This window comes from Pseudomonas sp., assembly GCF_030696055.1.
In the GTDB taxonomy this organism is placed as follows: domain Bacteria; phylum Pseudomonadota; class Gammaproteobacteria; order Pseudomonadales; family Pseudomonadaceae; genus Aquipseudomonas.
Genome location: NZ_JAUYNP010000263.1, coordinates 1 through 25,086, shown reverse-complemented (window position 1 = coordinate 25,086; position 25,086 = coordinate 1). Strand labels below are relative to the sequence as shown.

Sequence of the window (25,086 nt, the reverse complement as noted above, 5' to 3'; positions counted from 1 at the left end):
GAATGGCGTTCGCTGTTCCGTCAGTTGGTGGCGCGCGGCCTGGCCGATGTCGACCTGGAGGGTTACGGCGGCCTGCGCCTGTCCGACAGTTGCCGGCCCTTGCTCAAGGGCGAAGTCAGCCTGCAACTGCGCCGCGACCTCAAGCCGCAGCAGAGCGCCAAAGCCTCCAGCAGCGCCGCCAGCCAACTGGTGCGCGGCGAGGAACGTGGCCAGTGGGAAGCCCTGCGTGCGTTGCGGCGCAAACTGGCGGAAGAACACGGGGTGCCGCCTTATGTGATCTTCCCCGATGCCACCCTGCTGGAAATGCTGCGCAGCCAGCCCGGCACCTTGGCCGAGATGGCGCGGGTCAGCGGCGTCGGCGCGCGCAAGCTGGAGCGCTACGGCGAGGCCTTCCTCGCCGTGCTCGGCGGCGCGGATGACGCGCCGCGGGCGGTGGTGGACTTGCGCCATGAGCTGATCAGCCTGGCGCGTGCCGGCATGACCCCGGTGCAAATCGCCGCTCAGCTCAATTGCAGCGAGAAGAACGTCTACGGCCTGCTGGCCGAGGCCATTGGCCGTCAGCAACTGTCGCTGGAGCAGGCCCTGGACTTGCCGCAGGAATTGCTCGGCGAGATTCAGGATGCCTTTCTCGACGGGGAAGGCGAGCTGCCGCCGGTTGCCGCGATCAGCGAACAGTTCGCCGGGCGGGTCGAGCTGGGCATCCTGCACTGCGTGCGCACCGCCTTGCAGGCCGAATTCGAGGCCTGATGGGCGGGTGGTGCTGAGCCACAAGCTCAGCCGTGCCCAAGCTTCGCTCGGCTTGTGGCGGTGCGGGTGAGCGGCTAAGGTGGTTTCAGCCCGTCCCCCAGTAGAGGTCAAGGTGCCGCTTCCCCATGCCTGGCTAGATGATGTGCGCCCCAGCCCCTATGCCGACCAGCTGGCCTTGGGCTTTCGTCTGTTGCGTTTCGCACGGCCGCTGGAGCGCGAGTACCGCGAGTACGTGCGCGACGACAGCTACGACCTGAAGCGCATCGCGCTCGGCGTCGGCATGCTGATCTGGCTGGCGTTCGCGGCTTTTGATTTTGCCCTGATCCAGGCGCCTGAAATCTGGTGGATGCTGGGCGTGCGCCTGAGCGTGCTGTTCTTGCTGGTGCTGTTCGCCTGGCTGCTGGTGCGGCGCAAGCATGTGCACCTGCTGCAGCCATTGAGCCTGGTGACCATTCTGGCCTTGGGCGTCGGCGCCTCGCTGGTGGTGGGTATCGCCCACCGAGTCGACCCCAGCTACCCCTACGAGGGGCTGTTGCTGGTGTGCATGGCCTCCTACTTTCTGGTGGGCTTGCGCCTGTTCGAGGCCTTGGCCTGTTCCCTGCTGATACTGCTGAGCTATATCGCCGCCGAGCTGCTGATGGCTGGCGTGTCGGTGCCGCGTTTGATCAATAACAGCCTGTTCCTGTTGTTCGGCAACCTGATGGGCGCCGTGGGTTGCTACCTGCTGGAGTTCAAGTCGCGCGAGCACTTTCTGATCAGCCGGCTGATGCGTGTGCTGGCCGATCACGACAGCCTGACCGGGCTGCACAACCGCCGCAGTTTCAATCGCCAGTTCGAGCGCCTGTGGCGTCAGGCGCAGCGCGAGCGCTGCAGCCTGGCCCTGTTGCTGTGCGATATCGATCACTTCAAGGCGTACAACGATCACTACGGCCACCAGGCCGGCGATAATGCCTTGCAGCGGGTCGGCAGCCTGCTCCAGGACGCCGCCCGCCGGCCTCTGGATATGGCGGTGCGCCTGGGCGGCGAAGAGTTCGCCGTGCTGCTCTACGACATAGCGGCGGACCAAGCCCGGCAGCATGCCGAAGCCTTGCGCCAGACCTTGCAAACCCTGGATATCGAGCATGCCGGCTCGGATACCGCCACCATGCTGACCATGTCGATTGGCGTGGCCTGCATCCAGCCCGCCGAGAGCGGCGCGCTGGCGCAGCTCTATGAATATGCCGACCGCGCCCTGTATGAGGCCAAGGCCTTTGGCCGCAATCAGGTGGTGGCATAGGTTGGGCTGAGGAGCGTAGCGACGAAGCCCAACAGGGAGTGCGCAGCACTCCGCCCGACGTCCCGCTTGCGCTCCGCTCGTCTTACGGCGCATGGGCGCAATGTTGGGCTTCGCGTGGCTCAGCCCAACCTACACTGCCCGCTGACTGTATTGGCCGATTTTGCCGCTCGCGCTGGCGCTTGCGGTGAGTGCCTGAGCTGGAACGCCAGTGCTAGCATCGCCCTGGTGTTCTCCTCGAGCGATTTCCCCCATGGATCGACTGATTCAGGCCAACGGTCAGCCCCATTACGGCATCTTTCCCTCGGCCCCGGGGCTGATCAATTACCGCGACTTCGACTTTCGTTCGCCCATGGGCCGGCGTTTGGGCGCCCTGGCGAAATGGCGGCGTTTCCACCAGTTCCAGTATTTCGGGCTGATCAGCGACCAGTTGATCGGCGGCTGCGCCCTGGCCAACCTGAGCCTGGCCGGTATCGGCTTCGTCTACCTGTTCCACCCGCCCAGCGGGCGCATGATCGAGCGTCAGTTCAAGTTGCCGCTGGGCTTTGGCAGCTGTTTCTCCCAGCAGCCCAATGACGGCCTGTGCGAGTTGCGCGCGGGGCGCAATCTGCTGCGTCTGGAGAACCACGGTGCCTCTAGGGAGAAGCGCCTGCTGGTGGAGTTGGATGACGGCACGCGGATCGATGCGCGCTTCAGCGAGAGCGAGCCGGCGTTCCAGCCGATGTGCATCAACACACAGGCCGCGGTCAATGGCTGGGTCTATGCGCAGAAAGTCGCCGGGGTGCGCTGCACCGGGCAGGTCAGTTGCAGCCTGGGCGAGTTCGACCTGGCGCAGCTCGAGGCCTTTGCCCATCACGACTGGTCGGCCGGCTATATGCGCCCGGAAACCCATTGGAACTGGGCCTGCCTGTCGGGCCAGGCGGGGGCGCAGCGGGTCGGCCTGAACCTGTCCTGCGGGGTCAACGAGACCAGCTTCAGCGAAAACTGCTACTGGCTGGATGGCGAGTTGATCAAGGTCGATGGCGTGCGTTTCGCTTTCGATCGCGATCAGCCTCTGCAGCCCTGGCAGATCAGTTCCCATGACGGTCAGGTGGAGCTGCGCTTCGAGGGCCGTGGCCTGCACCAGGAACGCCTGAATCTCGGCGTGCTGGCCAGCAACTTCAAGCAGATATTCGGTCAGTTCAAGGGCGTGCTGCGTCCTGTCGGTCGCCCGCCAGTGGCTATCGATAACCTCTGGGGCTTCGTTGAAGATCAGTACGTTAAGTGGTGATGGGAGGGGCGAAAGCCTCGGCAGACTTGCCTAGGTCCTAGGGTTATGGTTAGCTGGCTAATAATTAGTTTTTGATAGTTAAGAGCCGTTATCCATGTCGCACACCGATCAACACCGTTTCGCCATGCAAGTCGCCCAACTATCCCGCGCCTGGCGCGCCGAGCTGGATCGCCGCCTGGTCGGGCTTGGCCTGTCCCAGGCGCGCTGGCTGGTGCTGCTGCACCTGGGACGCTTCGCCGAATTACCCACCCAGCGGGAGTTGGCGCAAAGCGTGGGGGTGGAAGGCCCGACCCTGGCTCGCTTGCTCGACAGCCTGGAGGCCCAGGGCCTGGTCAGCCGCCAGGCGGTGCCGGAAGACCGCCGGGCGAAGAAGATTGCCCTGAGCCCACAGGCCCTGCCGCTGATCGAAAAAATCGAAGCGATCTCCGCTCAGCTGCGCAAGGAAGTCTTCGCCGGCATCGATGAGGACGATCTGCGCCGTTGCCAGAAGGTGCATGCCCAGGTGCTGAGCAATCTGGAACGGCGCTGATGCAGGAGGACTTGCAGGCGCTGCAGCAGCGTTTCGGCAAGCGCTATCCGCAGTGCCTGCTGGCCTTGTTGATGACCGGCAGCATGGCCATGGTGCTGGCATCCACCAGCATCAACGTGGCATTGCCGGCGATCATGCAGGACTTCGCCATTGGCCGGCCGCTGGCGCAATGGCTGTCCACCGGCTTTCTCGCGGCCATGACCGCCGGCTTGCTGCTGGCGGCCTGGGCGCAAGCGCGCTTCGGTGCGCGGCGCACCACGCAGTTCGGCCTGTTGCTGTTTATCCTCAGTTCGCTATTGGCCTTGGTCGCGCAAGCGGCCTGGCAATTGATCGCGATGCGCATCATCCAGGGGCTTTGCGCGGGCATAGTGCAACCCTTGGCGGTGGTGCTGATCTTTCGCGTGTTCGCCGCCGGTGGCCGGGGTATGGCCCTGGGCTTGTATGGCCTGGGGGTGATGCTGGCGCCCACGCTCGGCCCGGGCATTGGCGGCTATCTGGTCGATCACTTCGGCTGGGCCGCGGTGTTCTGGTTGCCGCTACCCATGTGCCTGCTGGTGCTGATCGCCGGGCAATGGCTGCTGCCCAGTCAGCGTGAGCGCAGCACCCCGTTGCTCGATATCCGCGCCTTTGCCTGGCTCTGCGTGGCGATTTTTGCCGCCCTGGGCGCCCTGGCCGAAGCGCAGCGCTTTGCCTGGTCGCAGCCGCGGGTATGGCTGCCGGCAGCCTTGCTGGTAGTGGCGCTATGTGCTTTTGTGGCGCGCAGCCGGCGCAGCGACAAACCCTTGCTGCCCCTGGGCTTATGGCGCCACGCCGGGTTTCGCAGCGCCAGTTGGGTGGCCTTGACCCTGGGCGTGGGCCTGTATGGCTCCACCTACCTGATTCCCTTGTACCTGCAAACAGTGGAGGGCTATAGCGCCGGTCGCGCCGGGTTGTTGCTGTTGCCGGCGGGCGTTTTGATGGGCCTGGCCTCCTTTGTCGGCGGTTGGCTAAGTGATCGTTTGTCGGCGGCCTTGCTGTTGATCAGCGGGCTGCTGATTTTTGCCTGGTCCGCCGCCGGCCTGGCCTGGGTCGGGCAGGGCGCAGGCTTTCTGCTCCTGTGCTTCTGGACCTGTGTCGGACGGGTCGGTTTAGGCCTGATTCTGCCGGCCTTGAGCACCGGTTCGCTGGACATCCTGAGCGCGGAGGAGTTGACCCAAGGCGCCGGCGCCATCACCTTCGTGCGTCAGCTGGGTGGCGCTTTCGGGGTTAATCTGCTGACCTTCTTTCTGGAGTGGCGACACGGCGCCGAAGGCGGCCATCGATTGGCCGAAGCGCTGGCCTTCAAGCAAAGCTTCTGGCTGCTGGCGGCGGTTTTCGCCGTCACGGTGCTGGCTGCCTGGGGCGTCAAGTCGGCAAGAGACTGACGGCAGGGCGCTAGGACTATTGCTTGTCAGTTTCTTGACTCTGGGCCTATGCTTCACGGGTGCTGGCTGTTTGCCAAGCAGTTCACAATTTGTCTGCTAAATGCAGCCGTGATCATCGCCGTGCACCAGCCGGGTTCAACACGGAGCGTATTTCCCGAAGCACGATTTTGCTGCCCTTTTGGTTTTCTCAGCGCCGGATGCGCACGCCCAGAGCGTATTGTGGAAAGGCAGGTCGGGTGGATTCAGCGGGAGAGTTGTATATGGCAAGGGTTCGTCAGTTACTGATTGGCCTGGCCTCTGGTTCGGCCCTTTACTCAGGCATGGTGCCGGCCTTGGGGCTTGGTGAAATCACCTTGCACTCGGCCTTGAGTCAGCCGCTGGATGCGGAAATCGAACTGCTCAATATCGGCGACCTGACTGACAGCGACCTGCGGGTTCGTCTGGCGCCAATCGACGTCTTCAATCGATCGGGTGTCGATCGCCTGTACTTCCTCAATGACTTGCGCTTTACCCCCTTGTTGCGCGGCGGCCGCAGTGTGATTCGGGTGGCATCGGTGCGCCCGGTGCGTGAGCCGTACCTGAGCTTTATCGTCGAGGTGGCGCAGGCCAGCGGGCAGCTGTACCGCGAGTACACCGTGCTGCTCGATCCCCCGGGCTCCTCGGCCTACCGTAGCCTGGCGGTTGCGCCCACTCCGGCAGCGCTGCCGGCAGCGGCCCCGGTCACCCCAACTAGCGAGGCCAGCCCTGCTCGCGCCAGCGCGCCGTTGCCGGCGGCCGAGCAGGAGCAACGCTATACCGTGCTGAGTGGCGATAGCCTGTGGAAGATCGCGGCACGCCTGCGTGAGGCGGGTAGCCTAGCTTCGCAACAAGCCCTGATGAGCGATATCCAGGCCCTCAACCCGCAGGCGTTTAGCCAGGGCGATATCAACCGCCTGCGCGCCGGCGCCGAGTTGCTGTTACCCGATAGCGCGAGCAGTCCGCCTGCCGTTGCGCCTGCCACTCCTGCTACTGCTGATACAGCAGCCGAGCAGGCTGTTCCCGAGCTAGTGGCTGCGGGGCAGGCTGCTGGCGAGTTGCCGGTCGATCCAGCGGCGCAGTTGCTGGTGCAGGAGCAGAATCTGGCCGATCAGGAACTGACCAAGCAGATTGCCGAGACGACGCGCTTGCAACAGGGCCTGGCCGAGCTGGAACTGCAGGTGCAGCAGATGCAAGAGCAGATGGCGGCGCGGGACCGGCAGATTGCCGGATTGCAGGCCGAACTGGCGGCGCGCCAAGCGGCGACTGCCAGCCCAGCTACCCTGACCCAGGCTCCGCTAGTTGCACCGGCTAATGAGCCAGCGGCTGGCGAGCAGAGTGATAACTGGCTGAAGGGAGGTCTGGCACTTCTGGCGCTGCTGTTCGCGGCTATGGTCGGTGTGCTCTGGCGCGCGCGGAATCGCCCGGTAGAGCCGCCTGCACCCACTAAACCGCTTCCACAGCCAGTCATGGCCACGGCGAAGGCGGCAGGGGTAGAGCCTAAACAGCCGGCCCCAGCCGTGACGGTCAGCGTCCGCGAAGCGCCAGTCCCCGCCTGGTCGGCGGCAGACGGCAGCGACGCGCTGCAGAGCGCCAATGTCTATATCGCCTATGGCCGCCTCGGTGAAGCGGAGGACACCCTGCGCAAGGCTGCGCAAGCCCAGCCGCAGCGCAGCGACATAGGTTTTCGCCTGCTGGAAGTACTGGCCCAACTCGGCGATGCCCAGGGTTTTGTCGAGCAGGAAACCAGCTTGCGCGCGGCGGGTTTTAGCCCCGTGCGTATCGATGAGCTGAAGGCGCGGCATGCCGAGCTGTTCGAGGCTCCGCCTGCCGAACTGCTCGGCGATCCGCTGCTGCAGTTGGACGAAGCGCCAGCCGAGTTGCCGGCTGAAGACAGCCAGCTCAATCTGGATGAGCTGTCGCTGGATGCCGACTGGGATATGGTCAGTCCGTTCTCGCCAACTGCACCGAGCAAGCTCGCGGACGAGGCTGGGAGCAGCGCGGCCGCTCAGGGCAAAACCTCGGATGTCTTCGGTCTGGCAGGCAGCCGCGATCCGCGCAGCCCCTTTGCCGAATCGATGCTGGTGGAAGAGACACCGAACGATGACTGGCTGGATGACGAGCTGGATGCGGCCTTTGTCGAGCAGCCCAAGGCGCCTGGGCGTGCGGTGGTGAGCGATCTGGACGATCTGGCCGGTAGCCGTGACAACCTGGCCAAACTGAATATGGCGCTGGCCTATATCGAGCAGGGCAGCCTGGACAGCGCCTGCAGTATCCTCAATGAAGTCATTAATAGTGGCGACGAGAAGCAAAAACAGCGGGCCCGGCAACTGCTGGCCAAGATCGCCTAGCCCGTTGTACTGCCCGGTGGAACGCCCGTTCACCTCAGCGGAACGGGCTGTTTGGCTATCTGGGCTTAGGGCTTAGAGTTCTGGGCTTGGGGTTGTAGGCGTTATCATGGTTTTTTTGCCAACCTAGAGTCAGGCCATGTCCAGCCACAAAGCCGAAGTCACCATCACCTATTGCACCCAATGCCAATGGTTGCTGCGCGCCGCCTGGTTGGCCCAGGAGCTGCTATCGACCTTTGCCGACGACCTGGCCAAGGTCAGCCTGGAGCCCGGCACCGGTGGGGTGTTCCGCATCACCTGCGATGGCGTGCAGATCTGGGAGCGCAAGGCCGATGGCGGCTTCCCCGAGGCCAAGGTGCTCAAGCAGCGCCTGCGCGACCAGATAGATCCGGCTCGCGATTTGGGCCATAGCGACCGTCCGGTGTCCTGAGCAGCAGTTCTGATTTACTTGGCCATACGCGCCGAGAGAAAGATCGCGCTGACGATCAGCGTGCCGCCGGCCAGCATGCGCAGGCTCGGCACCTCGTTGAACAGCAGCCAGGCGAAGGCAATCCCGTAGATCGGCTCCAGAGCGAAGATCACCGCCGTGGTGCGCGCCTTGAGCACGCGCAGGCTGGCCACGAACAGGCTGTGGGCGAGGCCGGTGCAGAAGATTCCCAGCAGCGCCAGCCACAACCAGTCCTGGGCCGGCACCCTGGGCAGCTCGGGCCAGGCCAGCGGCACAAAGCACAGCAACACCGTCAGGTTCTGCCCCAGCGCAGCTTGTATCGGCTCTATGCCACGGCTGCTGGCGCGGTTGAGCAGGGACAGTAAGGCGAACAGCAAACCGGACAGCACGGCCCAGAGCAGGCCAGCGGTGGCCTGGCTGGCCAGGTCGAAGTCCGGCGTGACCAATACCAGGCCCAGGCATACCAGCGCCACCATGGCGAACTCGGCAAGGCGAGTGCGTTCACGGAACAGCAGGCCTTCCAGTAGCACGGTGAAGGCCGGAAAACTGGCAAAGCCCAAGGTCGCGATGGCCACGCCGGAAATCTGCACCGCCTCGAAGAAACTCCACCAGTGACCACCCAGCAGCAGCCCGCCCAGCACCAGCAGGGCGACTTGACGCAGACTGAGTCGAATCAGCTGGGCCTTGCCGATCAGCTTGGCGAACAGCAGCAAGGCCAGTACGGCGAAAATCGCCCGACCGGCGGCGATCATCTGCGGCGTGGTATTGGCCAACTTGCCGAAGATCCCCGACAGGCCGAACAGCAAGGCCCCCAGGTGAATGGCCCAGAGGGCCTTGCGTTGATTCATGCCAGGCGCGCGCCGTTGGGCAAAGGCTTGTCGAAACTGGCCAGCACCACCTTGTTGTCGGCGTCATACACGCCGGTCACCAGCACCTCGGAGCGCATGCCGGCTATGCGTTTGGCGGCGAAGTTGCACACGCAGAGCACCTGGCGGCCCAGCAGTTGCGCGCTTGCATAGTGGGCGGTGAGTTGGGCGCTGGATAGCTTGACGCCCAGCTCGCCCAAATCGACCTGCAGCACATAGGCCGGTTTCAGCGCCTTCTCGTTCAGTTCCGCGGACAGCACTGTGCCGACGCGCAGTTCCACCCGTTGAAAATCGTCCCACTCGATTTGTTGCATGGCCGCGGCCTCCACTGATTGCTGGGTGCAGTCTAGGGCGGCGTCGGGCGGGATGTCTGTCGCAGGGCTTGCGGCTTTTGTCGCGCTACTCGCGGAGCCGGCGGAGTGCGCGGGCCGTGCAGCCGAACTGGCGCGACAACGCCGCGGTAAAGGCGCTCTGCGAGCCATAGCCGACCCGCGCGGCGATCTCACCTATGGGCAGCCTGCTGTGTTGCAGCAGATGACGGGCCAGTTGCAGGCGCCGGTTGCGCACATAGTCCATGGGCGTCTGCCCGGTGGCACTGAGAAAACGCACATGAAAGCGCGCCACCGACAGCCCGGCCAAACGCGCCAGGTCGCCCACTTGCAGCGGGTGGGCGGCATGCCGGTCGATATGCGCATCCAGCGCGGCCAGCGGCAAGCCCGCGGGCGCAAGCTGACCTGCAGCGCTATTGGCCAGGCTGGCCAATAGCAGGGCGGCGCCTTGCTGGGCGATCACCGGGTCATTGATCGGGCTGGCCGCCAACCAGCTGACCAGTTGGCCCTGCGCGGGACTGAGGCTGAGCGCCGCCGGGTTTTCCAGCAGGCGGCGGGTGGCGTCGAGGTGCTGGCCGAGCTGCTGTTGCAACCAGTGCTCGGGCGGCACGTCGAGCACCAGGCACTGGCTGCCGGCCTTGCTGCCGCAGGCGTGCTGCGCCTCGCTGGGCACCACGGCCAGGGTCTGGCGGGTCACCAGGCTGCCGCGGCCGGCCACTTCGACGTCCAATTGGCCACTCAGGCCGAACACCAGCTGGGCATGAGCGTGGCGGTGGCTGAGCAGTTCGTGGCTGTAGTGACGCAAAGACAGCGGCGAGGACATGGCGGGCTCCTTGGGCAGGCGATAAGTCTACCCGCAGAAACCGCCGCTGGCGCTGTCATCGAATCGCCACGGCGCTGTCACGGTCGTTTCACCCGCACCGCGCAACCTCAAGCAAACCCTGCCGGAGGTCGCCCATGAGCAGCGCTCAGCTCGCCAAACCCAGCCGTAAGCAACGTGTCCGCACCCTGTGGATTTCCGATGTGCACCTCGGCACCCGCGATTGCCAGGCCGAGCACTTGGCGGCCTTTCTCAAGCGCTATCAGACCGACAAGGTCTACCTGGTCGGCGACATCATCGACGGTTGGAAGCTGCGCAGCGGCGTCTACTGGCCCCAGGCGCACAGCAACGTGATTCGGCGCCTGCTGACCATGAGCAAACGCGGCACCGAGGTGATCTATGTCACCGGCAACCACGACGAGTTCCTGCGCCGCTACTCCAGCCTGATCCTGGGCAATATCCAGCTGGTCGACGAGGCCGAGCACATCACCGCCGATGGCCGCCGCCTGTTGGTGATTCACGGCGACCAGTTCGACGTGATCACCCGCTATCACCGCTGGCTGGCCTTTCTCGGCGACTCGGCCTATGAGTTCACCCTGACCCTCAACCGCTGGCTGAATTTCTGGCGCAGCCGCTATGGCTACGGTTACTGGTCGCTGTCGGCTTACCTCAAGCACAAGGTCAAAAGCGCGGTGAGCTTTATCAGTGATTTTGAACAAGCCATCGCCCACGAGTGCCTCAAGCGCGGCTTTAACGGCGTGGTCTGCGGGCATATCCACCATGCCGAGATCCGTCCCATGGGCGAGATCGACTATATGAATTGCGGCGACTGGGTGGAATCCTGCAGCGCGCTGATCGAGCACCTGGATGGCAGCATCGAACTCTATCGGCTGGCCGACGACCAGGCGCGCCAGGCCCAGCAACAGGCCGAGCAGTTGGCCGCCGCCGAGCCGGCACTATGAGGATACTGATCGTCTCGGACGCCTGGTCACCCCAGGTCAATGGCGTGGTCACCAGCCTGCAGGCGCTGGTCGGCGAGCTGCGAGGCCTGGGTCATCAGGTCAAGCTGCTGGCGCCGGCGGATTTTCGTAGCCTGCCGTGCCCGACTTACCCGGAAATCCCCCTGGTATGGGATTGCTGGCGGGTGGGCGCGGCGATCCAGGAGTTTCAGCCCGATTGCGTCCACCTGGCCACCGAAGGGCCGCTGGGCTGGGCGGCGCGGCGCTGGCTGAGCAAACGTGGCCTGGCCTTTTCCACTGCCATCCACACACGTTTTCCCGAGTATATCCATGGCCGCTGGTCCTGGCTGCCGTTGAGCTGGGGCTACGCCTTTCTGCGCGCCTTTCATCGCCCCAGCCAGGCGGTGCTGGTGAGCACCGAACGGATGCGCGACGAGTTCGCCGGTTGGGGTTTCCAGCGCTTGGCGCTCTGGCGCAAGGGGGTGGATACGCGGCTGTTTGGCCCCTCGCCACAGCCGCCTGCGCAGCCGGTGTTTCTCTATGTCGGGCGGCTGGCCCAGGAGAAGAATATCGAGGCTTTTCTGGCTCTGGATCTGCCGGGAGAGAAACAGGTGGTGGGCGATGGCCCGCAGCGCGCAGCGCTGCAGACCGCCTATCCGCAGGTGCAGTTTCTCGGCTATCGGCATGGCATGGCGCTGGCCCAGGCCTATCAACAGGCCAGCGTGCTGGTGTTTCCCTCGCGCACCGATACCTACGGCCTGGTGATGCTCGAAGCCCTGGCCTGTGGCACGCCGGTGGCCGCGTTCCCGGTGCCGGGCCCCTTGGATGTGTTGCAGGCGGGGGTTAGCGGGGTGATGGCCGAGGATTTGCGCGAGGCCTGCCTGGGCGCCTTGCAGCTGGACCGCGGACGCTGCGCCGAGCTGGCGGCGCAGCAGTCCTGGCGCGCCTCGGCGCTAGAATTTCTCGCCCACCAGCCCTTGCTCGATGGTGAGCAGTGTATGCCCGCCCAGGCCCAGGCCCAGGCCGTCGAGGCCTAGCCCGGCGGGCCTACATTATTACCTTGTCGCGCAGCTTGTCGGCCGCCTGGCTGAGCGCCTGGATGACCTTTTCCTTGTCGAAGTTCTGGATGCCGTTGGTGTCCAGGTACATGGAAAAGCCCGGCAGCTCGTGTTCGACATAGCTGGAGGTGGCGCCCAGGTCGCGGCGAAAATCCACCACCTGGTAGATCTGCACCGGGCGGGTAAAGCCCTTGACCGTGATCTGGCCCTTGTCGCGGCACATGATCAGGTCCTTGATCAGCGAGTAGGTCTCGTGGGAGATCAGGATCTCGCCGGCTTCGGCGGCGCTTTCCAGGCGGCTGGCGAGGTTCACGTCGCGGCCGATGATGGTGTAGTCCATGCGCGTGTCGGCGCCGAAGTTGCCCACCGTGCAGTAGCCGGTGTTCAGACCCATGCGGATTTCCAGTGGTTTGGTGATGCCCTGGGCGCGCCACTGCTGGCGCAGCACCTTCATATGCTTGCGCATGGCGATGGCCATGGACACCGCGTTCACCGCGTCCTTCTTCGCGCCTTTGCTGGCCGGGTCACCGAAGAACACCATCACGCAGTCGCCGACGAACTTGTCGATGGTGCCGCCGTATTTCAGGCAGATCTTCGACATTTCGTTGAGGTAGGTGTTGAGCAGGTCGGTCAGGGCTTCGGCTTCCAGCTCCTCGGACAGCTCGGTAAAGCCCTTGATGTCGGAGAAGAACACCGTGAGCTTCTTGCGCTGGGTTTCCAGGCGCACGCTCTTCTTGCCGGTGAAGATCGACTCCCACACCTGCGGCGACAGGTACTTGGCCAGGTTGCGCGCCAGGCGCGCGGCCTTTTCCTGCTCGCGGGTGATCTCGCTGCGCACCTGGGACAGGCGCAAGCCCTGCTGGTGCACGAAGTAGGCGGTGATGCAGATATACAAAATGGTGAACAGGATGCTGATCAATGCCACTGCCGCGGGCGTATCGACCCGCACCTGGGTCTCGAGCAGCGCGGCGCTGAGCACGCCGCTGCTGAGGGCGATCAGGCTGGCCAGGGCCAGGTAGCGCAGGCCGCCGATCACCAGGGCGCTGAAGCTCAGAATCAGCAGGGCCATCAGGCTCGGCACCACGGAAAAGCCCAGCAGGGCCATGGCCGTCCCCGAGTGCAGGGCATCGATAAACAGCAGGCTCTGGGTGGTTCTCTGCGGATGCTCGCGCTTGAAGCGCAGGCTCAGGTGGTGGGCCAGGTGCGGGTAGAGCAGGGCGTAGGGCACCATCCAGAGGATGTCATAGCCGAAATGCTGGACGTAGGTGCCAGCGGCAATGCTGGCGGCGATGGCGATATAGGCCAACACACGCGCGTAGTACTCGCGCAGCGGCAGTGCCGGCAGCCTGGCAAGCCGGATCGAAGTCTGGGCATTCATGCTATGGCGGGGGTCCCTGCTGATAGGCGACGTCTCTTCTGGACGCCTACGGTCGGCAAACCTTTGTTCGGTAAGCGACAAAGGCCTGGATCATAACCAAGCACAAGCACCGCAGCCAAGCATGCCGGCCGAACGGTGCGGGAATAGCTGCCGTCGGTCGCTGATTTACCCAATAAGCCCGGTGTTAGAACTTGATTCGGCCGGTAAAGGCGTCTTTTAGCATCACCCAGTCGCCCAGCAGGCTGTACAGCGGGTATTGAAAGGTCGCCGGGCGGTTTTTCTCGAACACGAAGTGGCCGACCCAGGCAAAGCCGTAGCCGGCCAGGGGCATGGCCAGCAACCAGAGCCACTGCTGAGTGAGCAGCGCATAGGCCAGGATGCCCAGCACCAGCAGGCTGCCGACGTAGTGCAGGCGGCGGCAGGTGGCGTTGCTGTGTTCCTGCAGGTAATAGGGGTAGAACTCGGCGAAGCTGCTGTAGCGCTCGTGGGTACCAGTGGTCATGGCAGGCCTCCTGTTAGCGTTGCGCACGGCAGCAGCGGTTGCAGCCACCCTGGGTTACTTGCAGTCTAGGGCGACTGACTCGCTGGGCCACTGACATTAAGTGCCAGTTTAGTATCCTTGGGCTGCTCTCTTGTGGACTCGAATAAGAAAACCCCATGCGCGAACGTACCACCTCGTCGAATTGGGCCTTGGGCATTGTCCAGGCATTGGAAATGGGCGGCGTCGACTGCCGGGCGATCTTCCCCGAACTGGGGCTCGATTACGCGGCGCTGAGCGACCCGGATGCACGCTTTCCCCAGGACGGCATGACCCGCCTGTGGCAGCGCGCGGTGGAGCTGTCGGGCAATCCGGCGATTGGCCTGAATATGGCCAAGGTGGTGCGCCCGGCCTCCTTCCATGTGGTCGGCTATGCGCTGATGTCCAGCCGCACCCTGAAAGAGGGCTTCGCCCGCATGGTGCGCTATCAGCGGATTATCGGCGAAGGCGCCGACCTCAGCTTCCGCCCGACCAGCCAGGGCTATGAGCTGACCCTGGCGATCCATGGCGACCGCCTGCCCGCCGCGCGGCAGAGCATCGAGGCGTCGCTGGCCTATGCCCTGGCGTTCTGTCGCTGGATGACCGGCAAGCCGATCCGGCCGCTGCGGGTGTTCTTCCAAAGCGCTGCGCCGGCCGATCTACAGCCCTTCGAGCAGGTCTTCCAGGGGCCGTTGCAGTTCAACGCCGACCACTATGGGTTGCTGTTCGACCGGGCCGACATGGACATGCCGTTGCCGACCGCCAACGAATCTCTGGCGCAGCTGCACGACAGATTCGCCGGCGAGTACCTGGCGCGCTTCTCGGAAAGCCGCGTGACCCACCAGGCCCGTCAGGTGCTGTGCCGTTTGCTGCCCCAGGGCGAGCCCAAGCGCGAGGCGGTGGCGCACACCCTGCACCTGTCGCAGCGCACCCTGCAGCGGCGCTTGCAGGAGGAGGGCAGCAGCTTTCAGCAGTTGCTCGACGACACCCGCCGCGAACTGGCCCAGCAGTACCTCGGTCAGCCCAACCTGAGCCTGTTGGAGGTGGCGTATCTGCTGGGTTTTGCCGACCCGAGCAATTTCTTCCGGGCCTTTCGCCGTTGGTTCGGCGTGACCCCCGGCGAATACCGCGCGCGTCTGTAGGCTGGCGCTGAGCGCTGCGCTGTCCAGCCAGCGCTCTTGAGACCCCGGCCTGGACATAGTTGCCGCTGGTAGCCCGGCTGCAATCCAGGGATTGCAGCCGGCTACACAGGAGCCGTGGCCACTGGCGGCCTCAGTGACGCCAGAAGGTCGGGGTGAGCAGCACCAGTACGGTGAGAATCTCCAGACGGCCCAGCAGCATGCCCAGCGACAGCAGCCACTTGGCCGCATCCGGCAGGCTGGAGAAGTTGCCGGCCGGACCGATGATCGGGCCGAGGCCCGGGCCGACGTTGCATACCGCGGTGGCGGCGCCGGTCAGCGCGGTGATCCAGTCCAGCCCCAGCAGTGCCAGGCCGAGGGCGATCCCGCCTATGGTGATGCCGAAGAAGAAGGACAGGGTGAGAATCGAGCGGACGATTTCCTCGTCCAGGTTGTGCCCGTTGTACTGCTGCTTGATCACCGCGCGCGGGTGGATCAGCTGTTGCAGGTTGGCCTTGAGCAGCACATAGGCGACCTGGAAACGGAAGATCTTCATGCCGCCGGCGGTGGAGCCGGAGCAGCCGCCGACGAAGGTCAGGTAGAAGAACACCATCACCGCGAAGCCCCCCCACAGGCTGTAGTCGCCGAGGGCGTAGCCGGTGGTGGTGACTATCGAGGTGACGTTCACCGCGACTATGCGCACGGCGTCCAGCCAGGCGTGCTCGGAGTTCAGCCACAGCCAGGTGCCGAAGCCCAGGCAGGTGATCGCCAGGAAACCGAGGAAGCCGCGCACCTGATGGTCCCTGATCAGGGCCTTGCGGTTGCCGCGCATAGTCGCCACATACAGGGTGAAGGGCAGGGCGCCGAGTATCATGGACAGTACCGCGACCCAGTGCACCGCCGGTTGCGTCCAGTTGGCCAGGGAGGAATCGGAGGTGGAGAAGCCGCCGGTGGCGATGGAACTCATGGCGTGGTTGACCGCCTCGAAGCGCGACATGCCGGCGGCCCAGTAGCACAGGAAGGACAGCAGGGTCAGGCCGCTATAAACAATCAGGATGTACTTGGCCGCCATATGCGAGCGTGGCATGACCTTCTCGCCCCAGTCCGAGGACTCGGTCTGGAACAGGCGCATGCCGCCGACCCGCAGCAGCGGCAGGATAGCCACCGCCATGCCGATAAAACCGATACCGCCCAGCCAGTTCAGCAGCGAGCGCCATATCAGCAGCCCCGGCGAGGTCTGGTCCAGCCCGACCAGCACGGTGGAGCCGGTGGTGGTGATGCCGGACATGGTTTCGAAGAAGGAGTCCGTATAGCTGATGTGCTGGATGATCACCATCGGCAGGGCGGCGAAGCCGCACACCACCACCCAACTGGCGGTGGTCAGCAGGTACATATCGCGCGGGCGTAGTTGGGCGTCCTTGGGCCGTCCGGGGCTGACCATGGCAATGCCTGCCACAGCGGTTATCAGGCTGGCCCAGAGAAAAGCGTCGAGATCGTCGGTGCGTGAATAGAGCAGCAGCGTCAGCATCGGGATCAGCATGCTGACGGCCAGGGTGATCAGGAAAATGCCGAGAATAAAAACGATGATGCGTAGCGTCGACAATGACATCGGTTGGACTCGGCTTAGGGGCTGCCAAAAGGCGCCATTCTACGCATGCTTGCTGCGCTTTACAGCCATGATTAATCGGTGCTTTACAAGCGCTCGGCCCGCCCTAGAATAGCCGCCAAATGCCGGCCCGACCGGTTTCTGAGCTGCTCGAATTATGTCCGATAGCAATCCTTGCCTTAGCTGCGGCGCCTGCTGCGCGCACTTTCGCGTGTCCTTCTTCTGGGGCGAATGCCAGTCGGCCGGCGGCAGCGTGCCGGATGACCAGGTGGTGCTGATCACTCCGCAACGAGTCGCCATGCGCGGCACCGAAAGCAAACCGGTGCGTTGCACGGCGTTGCAGGGCGAGGTCGGTGCCGGGGTGAGTTGCGGGCTCTATGCGCAACGTTCGAGCACTTGTCGCGAGTTCGAGGCGTCCTGGGCCAATGGCGAACATAACCCGAGCTGCGACGTGGCGCGCCTGGCCTATGGCCTGCCGCCCTTGGTGGCGCCCGTGCAGCCAGGTCTGTCGACTGAGCCTGTGGCCTAAGCCGCTCTGCGGCGTGCCTGGGTCGATCTGCCGCTCGGCAGCAGATTTTCCCCAACGGCCAGGCCGCCCATTCTAGAATTCGCGCCTATTCAATTTTACGAGGTGGCCGATGGATGCCCTTGATGCGTTGCTAAATCGTGTGTCCGCGCCGCGTTTGTGTGAGCCGGCGCCGGATGCGGCCCAGCGCGAACTGCTGTTTCGCGCGGCCCTGCGGGCGCCGGACCATAGCCTGTTGCGGCCATGGCGTTTTCTCACCATCGAGGGGGCCGCGCGCGAGCAATTGGGTGAGCTGTTTGCCCAGGCCCTGCCTGCCGACGCCAGCCCGGAAGCTTTGAGCAAGGCGCGGGCCATGCCGCTGCGCGCGCCTCTGCTGGTAGTGGTGATAGCACGGGTGCAGGCGCACCCCAAGGTGCCGGCGCAGGAGCAGGTGTTGGCCGCCGGTTGCGCCGCCCATGGCATCCTGCTGTCCGCCTATGTCCAGGGCATCGGCGCGGTCTGGCGCACCGGCGAGTTGGCCTACAACGCCCAGGTGGCGGCGGGTCTGGGGTTGGCCGCGGGCGAGCAGATCATCGCCTTCCTCTATCTGGGCACGCCGGAGCGCGAGTTGCGCACACCGCAGCCGTTGGATGTGGCCGACTTTGTCAGTGCCTGGCCCCATTAACGTGGAGGTCGCGTAGCGACGACCTCTGATGAGGGCGCTCAGTCCACCGCCTTATGCGCCTGCTTGAGCGGTAGCAGCAGGCTGGCGCAGAAACCGCCTGAGGCCAGGTTGCGCAGTTCCAGTTGACCGCCGTGGCGTTCGGCGGCGCGCCGGGCAATCGCCAGACCCAAACCATGGCCGGGACTGCTTTGCCCGGGAGCGCGGAAAAACGGCTCGCCCAGGCGTGCCAGCACTTGCTCGGGAACCCCAGGGCCATGGTCGCGCACGCTGATGCACAGGTGCTCGGCGTCCTGCGTCACGCCCAGTTCAATCGGCGGCCCGGCCGGGTTGAAGCGCAGGGCATTGCGCAGCAGATTGTCCAGGGCGCGCTGCAGCATATCCGGCCAGCCGTTAAGGCTGATGCCGGGCGCTGCCTGGATCGCGATCTGTTGCTCGGGGGCATCCAGGCGGGCGTCTTCTTGCAGGCGCTGCAGCAGGGCGCCGAGGTCTATGGGTTGCGCCGCGCCGGGGTTGGCATCCAGGCGGGCGAGGGCGAGGATCTCGCCGATCAGGGCCTCCAGGCGGTCACACTCGCGGGTCAGGCGTGGCCAATAAGTCTCCCGCTCAGGCGCCTCCGCACGTTCGGCCAGGGCCAGGGCGATGCGCAGGCGCGCCAGGGGCGAACGCAACTCGTGGGAGACATCGCGCAGCAGCTGGCGCTGGCTGCCGATCAGGCCTTGCAGGCGCGCGCCCATGCGGTTGAAGTCACTGGCCAGCACGCCCAGTTCGTCGCGACGCAGGGCCAGGCGCGCCAGGCTGTGCTGCTGATAGGCGGTCTGGCCGAGATCGTGCACCGCGCCGCGCAGGCGATTCAACGGGCGGGTGATGGACAGGGTCAGCCACAGGCTGAACAGGGTCAGCACCAGCATGGCGATACCCAGTGCGCTAAGCGGCATCAGCAGGCTGCCGCGGTGCCAGGCCGCCACTTCAGGGTGTGGAATGCGGTAGATAAACAGGTAGGTTTCACCGCTTAGGGGGCTGCGGTAGTCGGCGTTGAGGCGTCGCCAGGGCAGGCGTTTGCGGTCTTTGGCGCGGGCTTCGAAGGCCGCGGCGCGGGGCGGGAAGGTGCCGCGCACCAGGGGTTGGCCGTTATCGCTGAGCACCTGCACGTTGATGCGGAACTCTTCCTTGCGTTGCTCGAGAAAATCCTGGGCGGCCTGGGGGCCCTGTTGTTCATAGCGCTGCGTCCAGCCTTCGGCCAAGCCCGCAACGGCCGGGTGCTGACTGAGGATCCAGTCATCCTGATTGAGCATGCGCCCGAGCAGCATGGACAAGCCGGCGACCAAGGCGATCGCCAGCCAGAAACTGGCAAAGATGCGCCAGAACAATGAACGCACAATGACTCCTCAATTAACGGCAACACCCATCAAACCGCAGGGCTTGATGGGTGTTTTGGGGGCTTAGTTTTTCTTGGCCTGCTCGGCCTTCCAGGCGTTGAAGGCTTCGCGTTCGGCGTGACGTTCCTGCATCTTTTTCTGCTGTTCGTCGAAGGCCTTCTGCTGCTCCGGATCGAGCAGGGCGCGGATGGCGCTGTGCTGTTTGTCCTTGGCGGCCTTGAGTTCATTCTGCAGGGCTTGCTGTTCGGCTGCCGGGAGTTTTTCCAGGTAGCGCTGGGTGATCTCATGGCGGCCTTTCATCTGCTCGCCCATCAATTTACGGATTTCGCGTTGCTGCTCTGGGTTCAGGTCGAGCTCTTCGAACATCCGCGCGCCACGCTCACCCTCCGGGTGCAGGCCGCCTTCGGGCATGGCCATGGCCAGCGTCGGCAGGGTCAGGGTGAGCAGTACAGCGGTCAGGGTCTTGCGCATGGTGTGTCTCCTTGTCTGAAACCGGTCGAGGCCGGATGGGCCCAGTCTAGGGGGGGCAAGGTCAAGGGCCGTCAGGGCAAGGTAAAGCTTGGGTAAAGGCCATGGCCAGGCCCAATGGTTTGCCATAGGCCCTGCCGAGGGCGCGGTTCAACCCTGTAGGTTGGGTTGAGGCGCGTAGCGACGAAGCCCAACGGCGATGGTTCAGGTTTCACCCTTGCCTTTGTGCCTTGTTGGGCTTCGCGTAGCTCAGCCCAACCTACGATCCTCGCTGTGGACCTGGTTTAGATGCTGTAGTAGTAACCGCGGCCGCGCAGGGCGAGGATGCGCGGGCGGCCGTCGGCGTGCGGGCCAAGTTTCTTGCGCAGGTTGCTGACATGCATGTCTAGGCTGCGGTCGTACAGGGTCAGTTTGCGGCCCAGGGCCAGTTGCGCCAGTTCCTGTTTGTCCACCGGCTCCCCGGGGTGGCGCAGCAAGGCCTCGAGGATGCGGCTTTCCGACAGGGTCAGGAGCACTTCCTGTTCACCCAGGATGGCGATGCCGCGGGCCTGGCTGTAGTGCAGGTCGCCCAGCTCCAGCTGGCTGGAGGCCGCGGGGGGCAGGCTGCGCCGCAACACGGCGCGCAGCCGCGCGGTGAGTTCGCGGGGGTCGCAGGGTTTGGCCAGGTAGTCATCGGCGCCCAGCTCCAGACCGAGAATGCGGTCCAGTGGCTCGCCGCGGGCGGAGAGCATCAGGACGGGTAATTCCGGATGGTCGTGGCGCAACTGCTTGAGCAGCTCCAGGCCGCTGCCGTCGGGCAGCATGACGTCGAGCACCACCGCATCCGGGGTCATGCTGGCCAGGGCGCGGCGGGCGCTGCCGCCGTCATGGCAGGCGCTGACCTGGAAGCCTTCCTGGGTCAGCCAGCTGGCCAGCAGCTCGCACAGCTCGATATCGTCGTCGATTAGCAGCAGGGTGCTCATAGGGATGTCAGTTCAGCCACTCGCGGCGCGAACGCCGATTGCTGCGCAACAGGGCGCCGACAATGACTCCCAACAGGCCGGCGGCGGCACCTATGGCGAACCACAGCTGTTGTTCGCTGATCAAGGGGTGCGGCGCCTGTGCCAGGGCTTTTTTCAACTGCAGTTTGAGCCGCTGGTTTTCCTGGCGCAGGCGTTGCAGTTGCACGTTTTCGCGCTCGCCAGCGTTGGCCGGCAACTCGCTGGCAAGGGTGGCGGATTGCTCTTCGCCTATAGTCGGCCGCTGTTCCACGGTCGCGGCTTGCGCCTGCGCCGAGCTGGCTGCTGCCAGCGACTGCGGTGGGCTCTCTTCTGCCTGCAGGGCAGCGGAGAGCGACAGGGTCAACAGCAGCAACACTGGGCCTGGGCGCATCGGAACTCCTATTTGTATTTATTGTTATGGTTTATTCGGTGAGGCTTTTTGATGCCTTAAGAACCTGTTTCGGATCTCGCGAGCTAGAGCGAGACAAGGCGCTACGTAGTAACAGCCGAAGGCTGGTCAAAGCGCCGAGGAAGCGGAGTTTACGGGTTGTAAATGAGCATTCCGAGGCTGTTTTTAACGCAGTATCGCCGACGCGCAGCAGATCCGAGACAGGTTCTAAGGCAAGACCAACTTAAAGGGCTTGACCAGCACCGCGGCATAGACCCCGGCGGCGCGGTACGGGTCAGCATCGGCCCACTGCTGGGCAGCCGGCAAGGATTCGAATTCGGCGACTATCAGGCTGCCGGAGAAGCCGGCCGGGCCTGGGTCATTGCTGTCGACCGCGGGGTGCGGGCCGGCCAGCACCAGGCGGCCTTCGCTCTTCAGTTGCTCCAGGCGTGCCAGGTGAGCCGGGCGTGCGCTCAGGCGGTTTTCCAGGGAGTTTTCTACATCGGTGGCGATGATGGCGTAGAGCATTTCAATCCTTAATATGAGTCGCTGCAGTCAGCCCGGCTTGGGCAGAAAAGCAGTAGCCACAGGCAAAGTCGAGGAAATAGTGGTGCAAGCCAGCAAGAATCCCCATCTGCCGGCATAATAACAAACATAAATGACCGAGAAAGCGCCCCCTATGGATGTTGATTTGCATTGCCACAGCACCGCTTCGGATGGCGCGCTGGCGCCGGCCCTGGTGGTAGCGCGGGCCTATGAACGCGGTGTGCGCGTGCTGGCCTTGACCGACCACGACACCCTGGAAGGGCTGGATGAGGCGTGGGAGGCGGCCCAGGCCTTGGGCATGCAACTGGTCAATGGCATCGAGCTATCCTGCACCTGGGGCGGGGCGACCATCCATGTGCTGGGGTACGCCTTCAATCGCGATGCGCCGGCCTTGCAGCAGGCGATTGCCGACTTGCACCAAGGCCGCTGGCTGCGTGCGGCGGAAATCGCCAAGCGCCTGGAGGCCAAGGGCATGCCCGGCGCCCTGGAAGGCGCACGGGCGCTGCAGCAGGAACTGGGCGACAGTGGCAACGCGCCGGCGCGGCCGCACTTCGCCGAATTCCTGGTGCGCGCCGGGCACGTCAAGGACCGCGCCGAGGCGTTTCGCAAGTGGCTCGGCTCGGGCAAGTTGGGCGATGTCAAACAGCATTGGCCGGCGCTCGAGCAGGCGGTGGATACCTTGCGTCAGGCCGGCGCCTGGATCAGCCTGGCGCACCCTTGGCAGTACGACTTTACTCGAAGTAAGAGACGCAAGTTGATCGGCGATTTCGTCCAGGCGGGTGGGCACTCCCTGGAAGTGGTCAACGGTATGCAGCCGGCCGATCAGGTCGGCAGTCTGGCGATTCTGGCGCGGGAATTCGGCATGTTCGTCACCGCCGGCAGTGATTTCCATGCGCCGGGTCAATGGTCTGAGCTGGGTGTCTACCGTCCGGTTCCCGAGGATCTACCGCCCCTTTGGGCACGGTTTAAGCATGTCCAGCAGCCTACTGCCATCTGAACAGGGTTTGAGCGTGAGTCAATTCTTCCAGGTTCATCCGGAAAATCCGCAGCTGCGCCTGATCAAGCAGGCGGTAGAGATCATCAGGGCCGGCGGTGTGGTGATCTACCCGACCGACTCCTCCTATGCGGTGGGGTGCCAGATCGGCGACAAGAATGCGCTGGAGCGGATTCGCCGCCTGCGCCAGCTGGACGACAAGCACAACTTCACCCTGGTATGCCGCGACCTGTCGCAGCTCAGCCTGTTTGCCAAGGTCGATACCGCGGCCTTCCGTCTGTTGAAGACCCATACGCCGGGGCCTTACACCTTTATCCTCAACGCCACCCGCGAAGTGCCGCGTATGTTGCTGCACCCCAAGCGCCGCACCATCGGCCTGCGCGTGCCCGGTCACCCTATTGCCATGGCCTTGCTGGCGGAACTCGGCGAGCCCTTGATGAGCGTCAGCCTGATCATGCCGGGCGAGTCCCTGCCGATGAGCGACCCTTACGAGATGCGCCAGTTGCTCGAGCATCAGGTCGACCTGATCATCGATGGCGGCTTTGGCGGCCTGGAGGCTTCCACCGTGGTCAGTCTGACCGAGGACGAGCCGGAAATAGTGCGCGTCGGCTGCGGCGATCCCGCCCCCTTCGCTGGCGAGGCTTAGCGCCTGTTCAATCTGCAACAGGCTCACCGCGGCGCCTCTCCTGCGCCCGTCACTTCCCCCGCTGCAGCAGCGGGGGAGGTAATGGCCCATCAAACGGCTATGGCGACCAGAATGGCGATCAGCAGGATGATGACGATATCCATGGTGTCGAGCGCGCCACCGGCCGGCAGGGCATCGATCCGCTGCGCCAGGGTGGCCGTTTCCTCAGTCGTCAAGGCATCCACACGATCCTTGGCAAAGGCTGGCTGCACGCCCATCGCCTGCATTTTTTCCTGCACGCTGGCGCGGTTCAGAAAGTCATCGATCTTGTCGCGGTCGGCCTGCACGCTTTGTGTGGCCACGACTTCTTCCGTGGAGATCATCCCGGCTTGCGCCGTGGGTGCCAGCACGGCAGCCCAGCAGGCGATCAGTAAAGCCATACCGAATGTCATTGCGAACGCTTTCATCACACACCTCCCCGCGGTCCCGCTGGGACCACTCGAAGCGACGGTTCCGAACTCTGCAAGTTCGGCACAGAATGCAGCCGGGGCAACTGCTCAGTGAATTAGAATGCCAGGGCGGCCTTCTTTATTTTTGACCCGAAGACCCTGAGGCCGGTTCCGCTCCTAGGAGTGGCCCTGACCGTGCCAGCCAGTATTGATAGTTTGCCCATGCCCGATCGAGAGAAACCCATGTCCGACACGCCGCCCCTAGACCCCTCGGCCAGCCAAGCCGGCGCGCAGCAGGAGCTGCCGTTCGCCCTGGTCTACGGCCAGGCGGTCACCGAGATGCCGCTGGATCTGTATATCCCGCCGGATGCCCTGGAGGTGTTTCTCGAAGCCTTCGAAGGCCCGCTGGACCTGCTGCTGTACCTGATTCGCAAGCAGAACATCGACGTACTGGATATCCCGGTGGCGGAAATTACCCGCCAGTACATGGGCTATGTCGAGCTGATGCAGTCGGTGCGTCTGGAGCTGGCTGCCGAGTACCTGGTGATGGCGGCCATGCTCGCCGAGATCAAGTCGCGCATGTTGCTGCCGCGCTCCAGCGAAGCCGAGGCCGAGGAAGACGACCCGCGCGCCGAACTGATTCGCCGCCTGCAGGAATACGAACGCTACAAGGCCGCCGCCGAAGGTATCGATGGCTTGACCCGGGTCGGCCGTGATTTGACCGTGCCGCGCCTGGATGCCCCGGAAGCGCGGGCGCGCAAGCTGCTGCCGGATGTCAGCCTGGAAGAGCTGCTGCTGTCCATGGCCGAGGTGCTGCGCCGCGCCGATATGTTCGAAAGCCACCAGGTCACCCGCGAGGCGCTGTCGACCCGCGAGCGCATGAGCGAGGTACTGGAGCGCCTCAAGGGCGGCGCCTTCGTGCCCTTTGTCGCCCTGTTTAGCGCCGAAGAAGGCAAACTGGGGGTGGTGGTGACTTTTATGGCGGTACTCGAGCTGATCAAGGAATCCCTGGTCGAGTTGGTGCAAAACGAGGCCTTCGGGCCAATCCATGTGCGTGCGCGAGCTGAATAAGCATGAATCTGAACGAACCCCGTGAGCTGGCCAGCCTGCTGGAAGCCTTCTTGCTGGCCTCCGGCAAGCCGCAATCCCTGGAGCGCCTGTTCGAGCTGTTCGAAGAAGGCGAGCGACCGGAGCCGGCGGTGTTCAAGAAAGCCCTGGAGCACCTGCGCAAGTCTTGCGAAGGGCGTGCCTTCGAGTTGAAGGAGGTGGCGTCCGGCTACCGTTTGCAAGTGCGCGAGCGTTACGCGCCCTGGGTCGGCCGCCTGTGGGAGGAGCGCCCGCAGCGCTACTCACGGGCCATGCTCGAGACCCTGGCGCTGATCGCCT

28 protein-coding genes are annotated in these 25,086 nt (G+C 64.4%); 16 read left to right on the top strand and 12 right to left on the bottom strand.

Annotated elements, in window-relative coordinates:
- From Q8Q83_RS15690 to Q8Q83_RS15660, 7 genes are all read left to right on the top strand, one after another.
- Positions 1-747: HRDC domain-containing protein (locus Q8Q83_RS15690; RefSeq protein WP_305625062.1), on the top strand; the 747-nt coding region annotated here is incomplete at its 5' end.
- A gap of 112 nt (positions 748-859) precedes the next feature.
- Positions 860-2,023: a diguanylate cyclase gene (locus tag Q8Q83_RS15685; RefSeq protein WP_305625061.1), complete on the top strand. Its 1,164-nt coding sequence runs from the start codon at positions 860-862 to the stop codon at positions 2,021-2,023.
- A 250-nt stretch (positions 2,024-2,273) separates the two neighbouring features.
- Entirely contained in the window at positions 2,274-3,290 is a 1,017-nt protein-coding gene (locus tag Q8Q83_RS15680; RefSeq protein ID WP_305625060.1) for a DUF2804 domain-containing protein, read from the top strand.
- A 94-nt stretch (positions 3,291-3,384) separates the two neighbouring features.
- Entirely contained in the window at positions 3,385-3,819 is a 435-nt protein-coding gene (locus Q8Q83_RS15675) for a MarR family transcriptional regulator (protein ID WP_305625059.1), read from the top strand.
- A complete protein-coding gene (locus Q8Q83_RS15670; protein WP_305625058.1) occupies positions 3,819-5,222 on the top strand; it encodes a DHA2 family efflux MFS transporter permease subunit in 1,404 nt (467 codons plus the stop codon). The genes Q8Q83_RS15675 and Q8Q83_RS15670 overlap by 1 nt, the downstream gene beginning before the upstream one ends.
- Before the next feature lie 260 nt (positions 5,223-5,482).
- Entirely contained in the window at positions 5,483-7,588 is a 2,106-nt protein-coding gene (locus Q8Q83_RS15665) for a FimV/HubP family polar landmark protein (protein ID WP_305625057.1), read from the top strand.
- 136 nt (positions 7,589-7,724) lie between these two features.
- Positions 7,725-8,015, top strand: a complete 291-nt coding sequence (locus Q8Q83_RS15660) for a SelT/SelW/SelH family protein (protein WP_305625056.1) — start codon at positions 7,725-7,727, stop codon at positions 8,013-8,015.
- Positions 8,016-8,029: 14 nt separating this feature from the next.
- On the opposite strand, the gene Q8Q83_RS15655 is transcribed toward Q8Q83_RS15660, so the two are convergent.
- The 3 genes from Q8Q83_RS15655 to Q8Q83_RS15645 form a co-directional block, all read right to left on the bottom strand.
- Positions 8,030-8,881, bottom strand: coding sequence for a DMT family transporter (locus tag Q8Q83_RS15655; protein WP_305625055.1), 852 nt, complete (start codon positions 8,879-8,881; stop codon positions 8,030-8,032).
- The gene (locus Q8Q83_RS15650; protein WP_305625054.1) at positions 8,878-9,213 is read right to left on the bottom strand and encodes a tRNA-binding protein; all 336 of its coding nucleotides are present in this window, start codon (positions 9,211-9,213) and stop codon (positions 8,878-8,880) included. Before Q8Q83_RS15650 ends, Q8Q83_RS15655 begins: the two co-directional genes overlap by 4 nt.
- A gap of 85 nt (positions 9,214-9,298) precedes the next feature.
- Entirely contained in the window at positions 9,299-10,051 is a 753-nt protein-coding gene (locus Q8Q83_RS15645; RefSeq protein WP_305625053.1) for an AraC family transcriptional regulator, read from the bottom strand.
- 134 nt (positions 10,052-10,185) lie between these two features.
- On the opposite strand from Q8Q83_RS15645, the gene Q8Q83_RS15640 reads away from it, so the two are divergent.
- Together Q8Q83_RS15640 and Q8Q83_RS15635 are read left to right on the top strand one after the other, a co-directional pair.
- Positions 10,186-11,010 (top strand): UDP-2,3-diacylglucosamine diphosphatase, encoded by an 825-nt coding sequence (locus Q8Q83_RS15640; protein ID WP_305625052.1) that lies wholly within the window; start codon positions 10,186-10,188, stop codon positions 11,008-11,010.
- Complete coding sequence (locus Q8Q83_RS15635; RefSeq protein WP_305625051.1) at positions 11,007-12,044, top strand: glycosyltransferase family 1 protein; 1,038 nt, start codon at positions 11,007-11,009, stop codon at positions 12,042-12,044. Before Q8Q83_RS15640 ends, Q8Q83_RS15635 begins: the two co-directional genes overlap by 4 nt.
- A gap of 10 nt (positions 12,045-12,054) precedes the next feature.
- Here Q8Q83_RS15635 and Q8Q83_RS15630 read toward each other — a convergent pair whose 3' ends face one another.
- A complete protein-coding gene (locus Q8Q83_RS15630) occupies positions 12,055-13,443 on the bottom strand; it encodes an adenylate/guanylate cyclase domain-containing protein (protein WP_305625050.1) in 1,389 nt (462 codons plus the stop codon).
- Between the two features lie 184 nt (positions 13,444-13,627).
- Entirely contained in the window at positions 13,628-13,945 is a 318-nt protein-coding gene (locus Q8Q83_RS15625; protein WP_305625049.1) for an Mpo1-like protein, read from the bottom strand.
- Between the two features lie 155 nt (positions 13,946-14,100).
- Here Q8Q83_RS15625 and Q8Q83_RS15620 point away from each other — a divergent pair, with 155 nt between their 5' ends.
- Positions 14,101-15,102 carry an AraC family transcriptional regulator gene (locus Q8Q83_RS15620; protein WP_305625048.1) on the top strand — a complete coding sequence of 334 codons (1,002 nt, stop codon included), beginning with the start codon at positions 14,101-14,103 and terminating at the stop codon, positions 15,100-15,102.
- Between the two features lie 130 nt (positions 15,103-15,232).
- On the opposite strand, the gene Q8Q83_RS15615 is transcribed toward Q8Q83_RS15620, so the two are convergent.
- Positions 15,233-16,687: a TrkH family potassium uptake protein gene (locus tag Q8Q83_RS15615; protein ID WP_305625047.1), complete on the bottom strand. Its 1,455-nt coding sequence runs from the start codon at positions 16,685-16,687 to the stop codon at positions 15,233-15,235.
- Positions 16,688-16,841: 154 nt separating this feature from the next.
- On the opposite strand from Q8Q83_RS15615, the gene Q8Q83_RS15610 reads away from it, so the two are divergent.
- Together Q8Q83_RS15610 and Q8Q83_RS15605 are read left to right on the top strand one after the other, a co-directional pair.
- A complete protein-coding gene (locus Q8Q83_RS15610) occupies positions 16,842-17,213 on the top strand; it encodes a YkgJ family cysteine cluster protein (RefSeq protein WP_305625046.1) in 372 nt (123 codons plus the stop codon).
- Positions 17,214-17,322: 109 nt separating this feature from the next.
- Positions 17,323-17,874, top strand: coding sequence for a nitroreductase family protein (locus Q8Q83_RS15605; protein ID WP_305625045.1), 552 nt, complete (start codon positions 17,323-17,325; stop codon positions 17,872-17,874).
- Positions 17,875-17,912: 38 nt separating this feature from the next.
- Here Q8Q83_RS15605 and Q8Q83_RS15600 read toward each other — a convergent pair whose 3' ends face one another.
- From Q8Q83_RS15600 to Q8Q83_RS15580, 5 genes are all read right to left on the bottom strand, one after another.
- A complete protein-coding gene (locus tag Q8Q83_RS15600; protein ID WP_305625044.1) occupies positions 17,913-19,250 on the bottom strand; it encodes a HAMP domain-containing sensor histidine kinase in 1,338 nt (445 codons plus the stop codon).
- Positions 19,251-19,313: 63 nt separating this feature from the next.
- A complete protein-coding gene (locus Q8Q83_RS15595; RefSeq protein WP_305625043.1) occupies positions 19,314-19,721 on the bottom strand; it encodes a Spy/CpxP family protein refolding chaperone in 408 nt (135 codons plus the stop codon).
- A gap of 281 nt (positions 19,722-20,002) precedes the next feature.
- Complete coding sequence (locus tag Q8Q83_RS15590; RefSeq protein ID WP_305625042.1) at positions 20,003-20,680, bottom strand: response regulator transcription factor; 678 nt, start codon at positions 20,678-20,680, stop codon at positions 20,003-20,005.
- A 7-nt stretch (positions 20,681-20,687) separates the two neighbouring features.
- Positions 20,688-21,089, bottom strand: a complete 402-nt coding sequence (locus tag Q8Q83_RS15585) for a translation initiation factor 2 (RefSeq protein WP_305625041.1) — start codon at positions 21,087-21,089, stop codon at positions 20,688-20,690.
- Positions 21,090-21,314: 225 nt separating this feature from the next.
- Positions 21,315-21,614: a YciI family protein gene (locus tag Q8Q83_RS15580; protein ID WP_305625040.1), complete on the bottom strand. Its 300-nt coding sequence runs from the start codon at positions 21,612-21,614 to the stop codon at positions 21,315-21,317.
- 151 nt (positions 21,615-21,765) lie between these two features.
- Here Q8Q83_RS15580 and Q8Q83_RS15575 point away from each other — a divergent pair, with 151 nt between their 5' ends.
- Both Q8Q83_RS15575 and Q8Q83_RS15570 read left to right on the top strand, forming a co-directional pair.
- Positions 21,766-22,629: a PHP domain-containing protein gene (locus Q8Q83_RS15575; RefSeq protein ID WP_305625039.1), complete on the top strand. Its 864-nt coding sequence runs from the start codon at positions 21,766-21,768 to the stop codon at positions 22,627-22,629.
- Positions 22,630-22,642: 13 nt separating this feature from the next.
- Positions 22,643-23,272 (top strand): L-threonylcarbamoyladenylate synthase, encoded by a 630-nt coding sequence (locus tag Q8Q83_RS15570; RefSeq protein WP_305625038.1) that lies wholly within the window; start codon positions 22,643-22,645, stop codon positions 23,270-23,272.
- Positions 23,273-23,361: 89 nt separating this feature from the next.
- On the opposite strand, the gene Q8Q83_RS15565 is transcribed toward Q8Q83_RS15570, so the two are convergent.
- Entirely contained in the window at positions 23,362-23,691 is a 330-nt protein-coding gene (locus tag Q8Q83_RS15565; protein ID WP_305625037.1) for a PA2779 family protein, read from the bottom strand.
- Positions 23,692-24,072: 381 nt separating this feature from the next.
- On the opposite strand from Q8Q83_RS15565, the gene Q8Q83_RS15560 reads away from it, so the two are divergent.
- Positions 24,073-24,771: a ScpA family protein gene (locus tag Q8Q83_RS15560; protein WP_305625063.1), complete on the top strand. Its 699-nt coding sequence runs from the start codon at positions 24,073-24,075 to the stop codon at positions 24,769-24,771.
- 2 nt (positions 24,772-24,773) lie between these two features.
- Positions 24,774-25,086 (top strand): SMC-Scp complex subunit ScpB (locus tag Q8Q83_RS15555; RefSeq protein ID WP_305625036.1); only part of this gene is annotated, 313 nt, incomplete at its 3' end.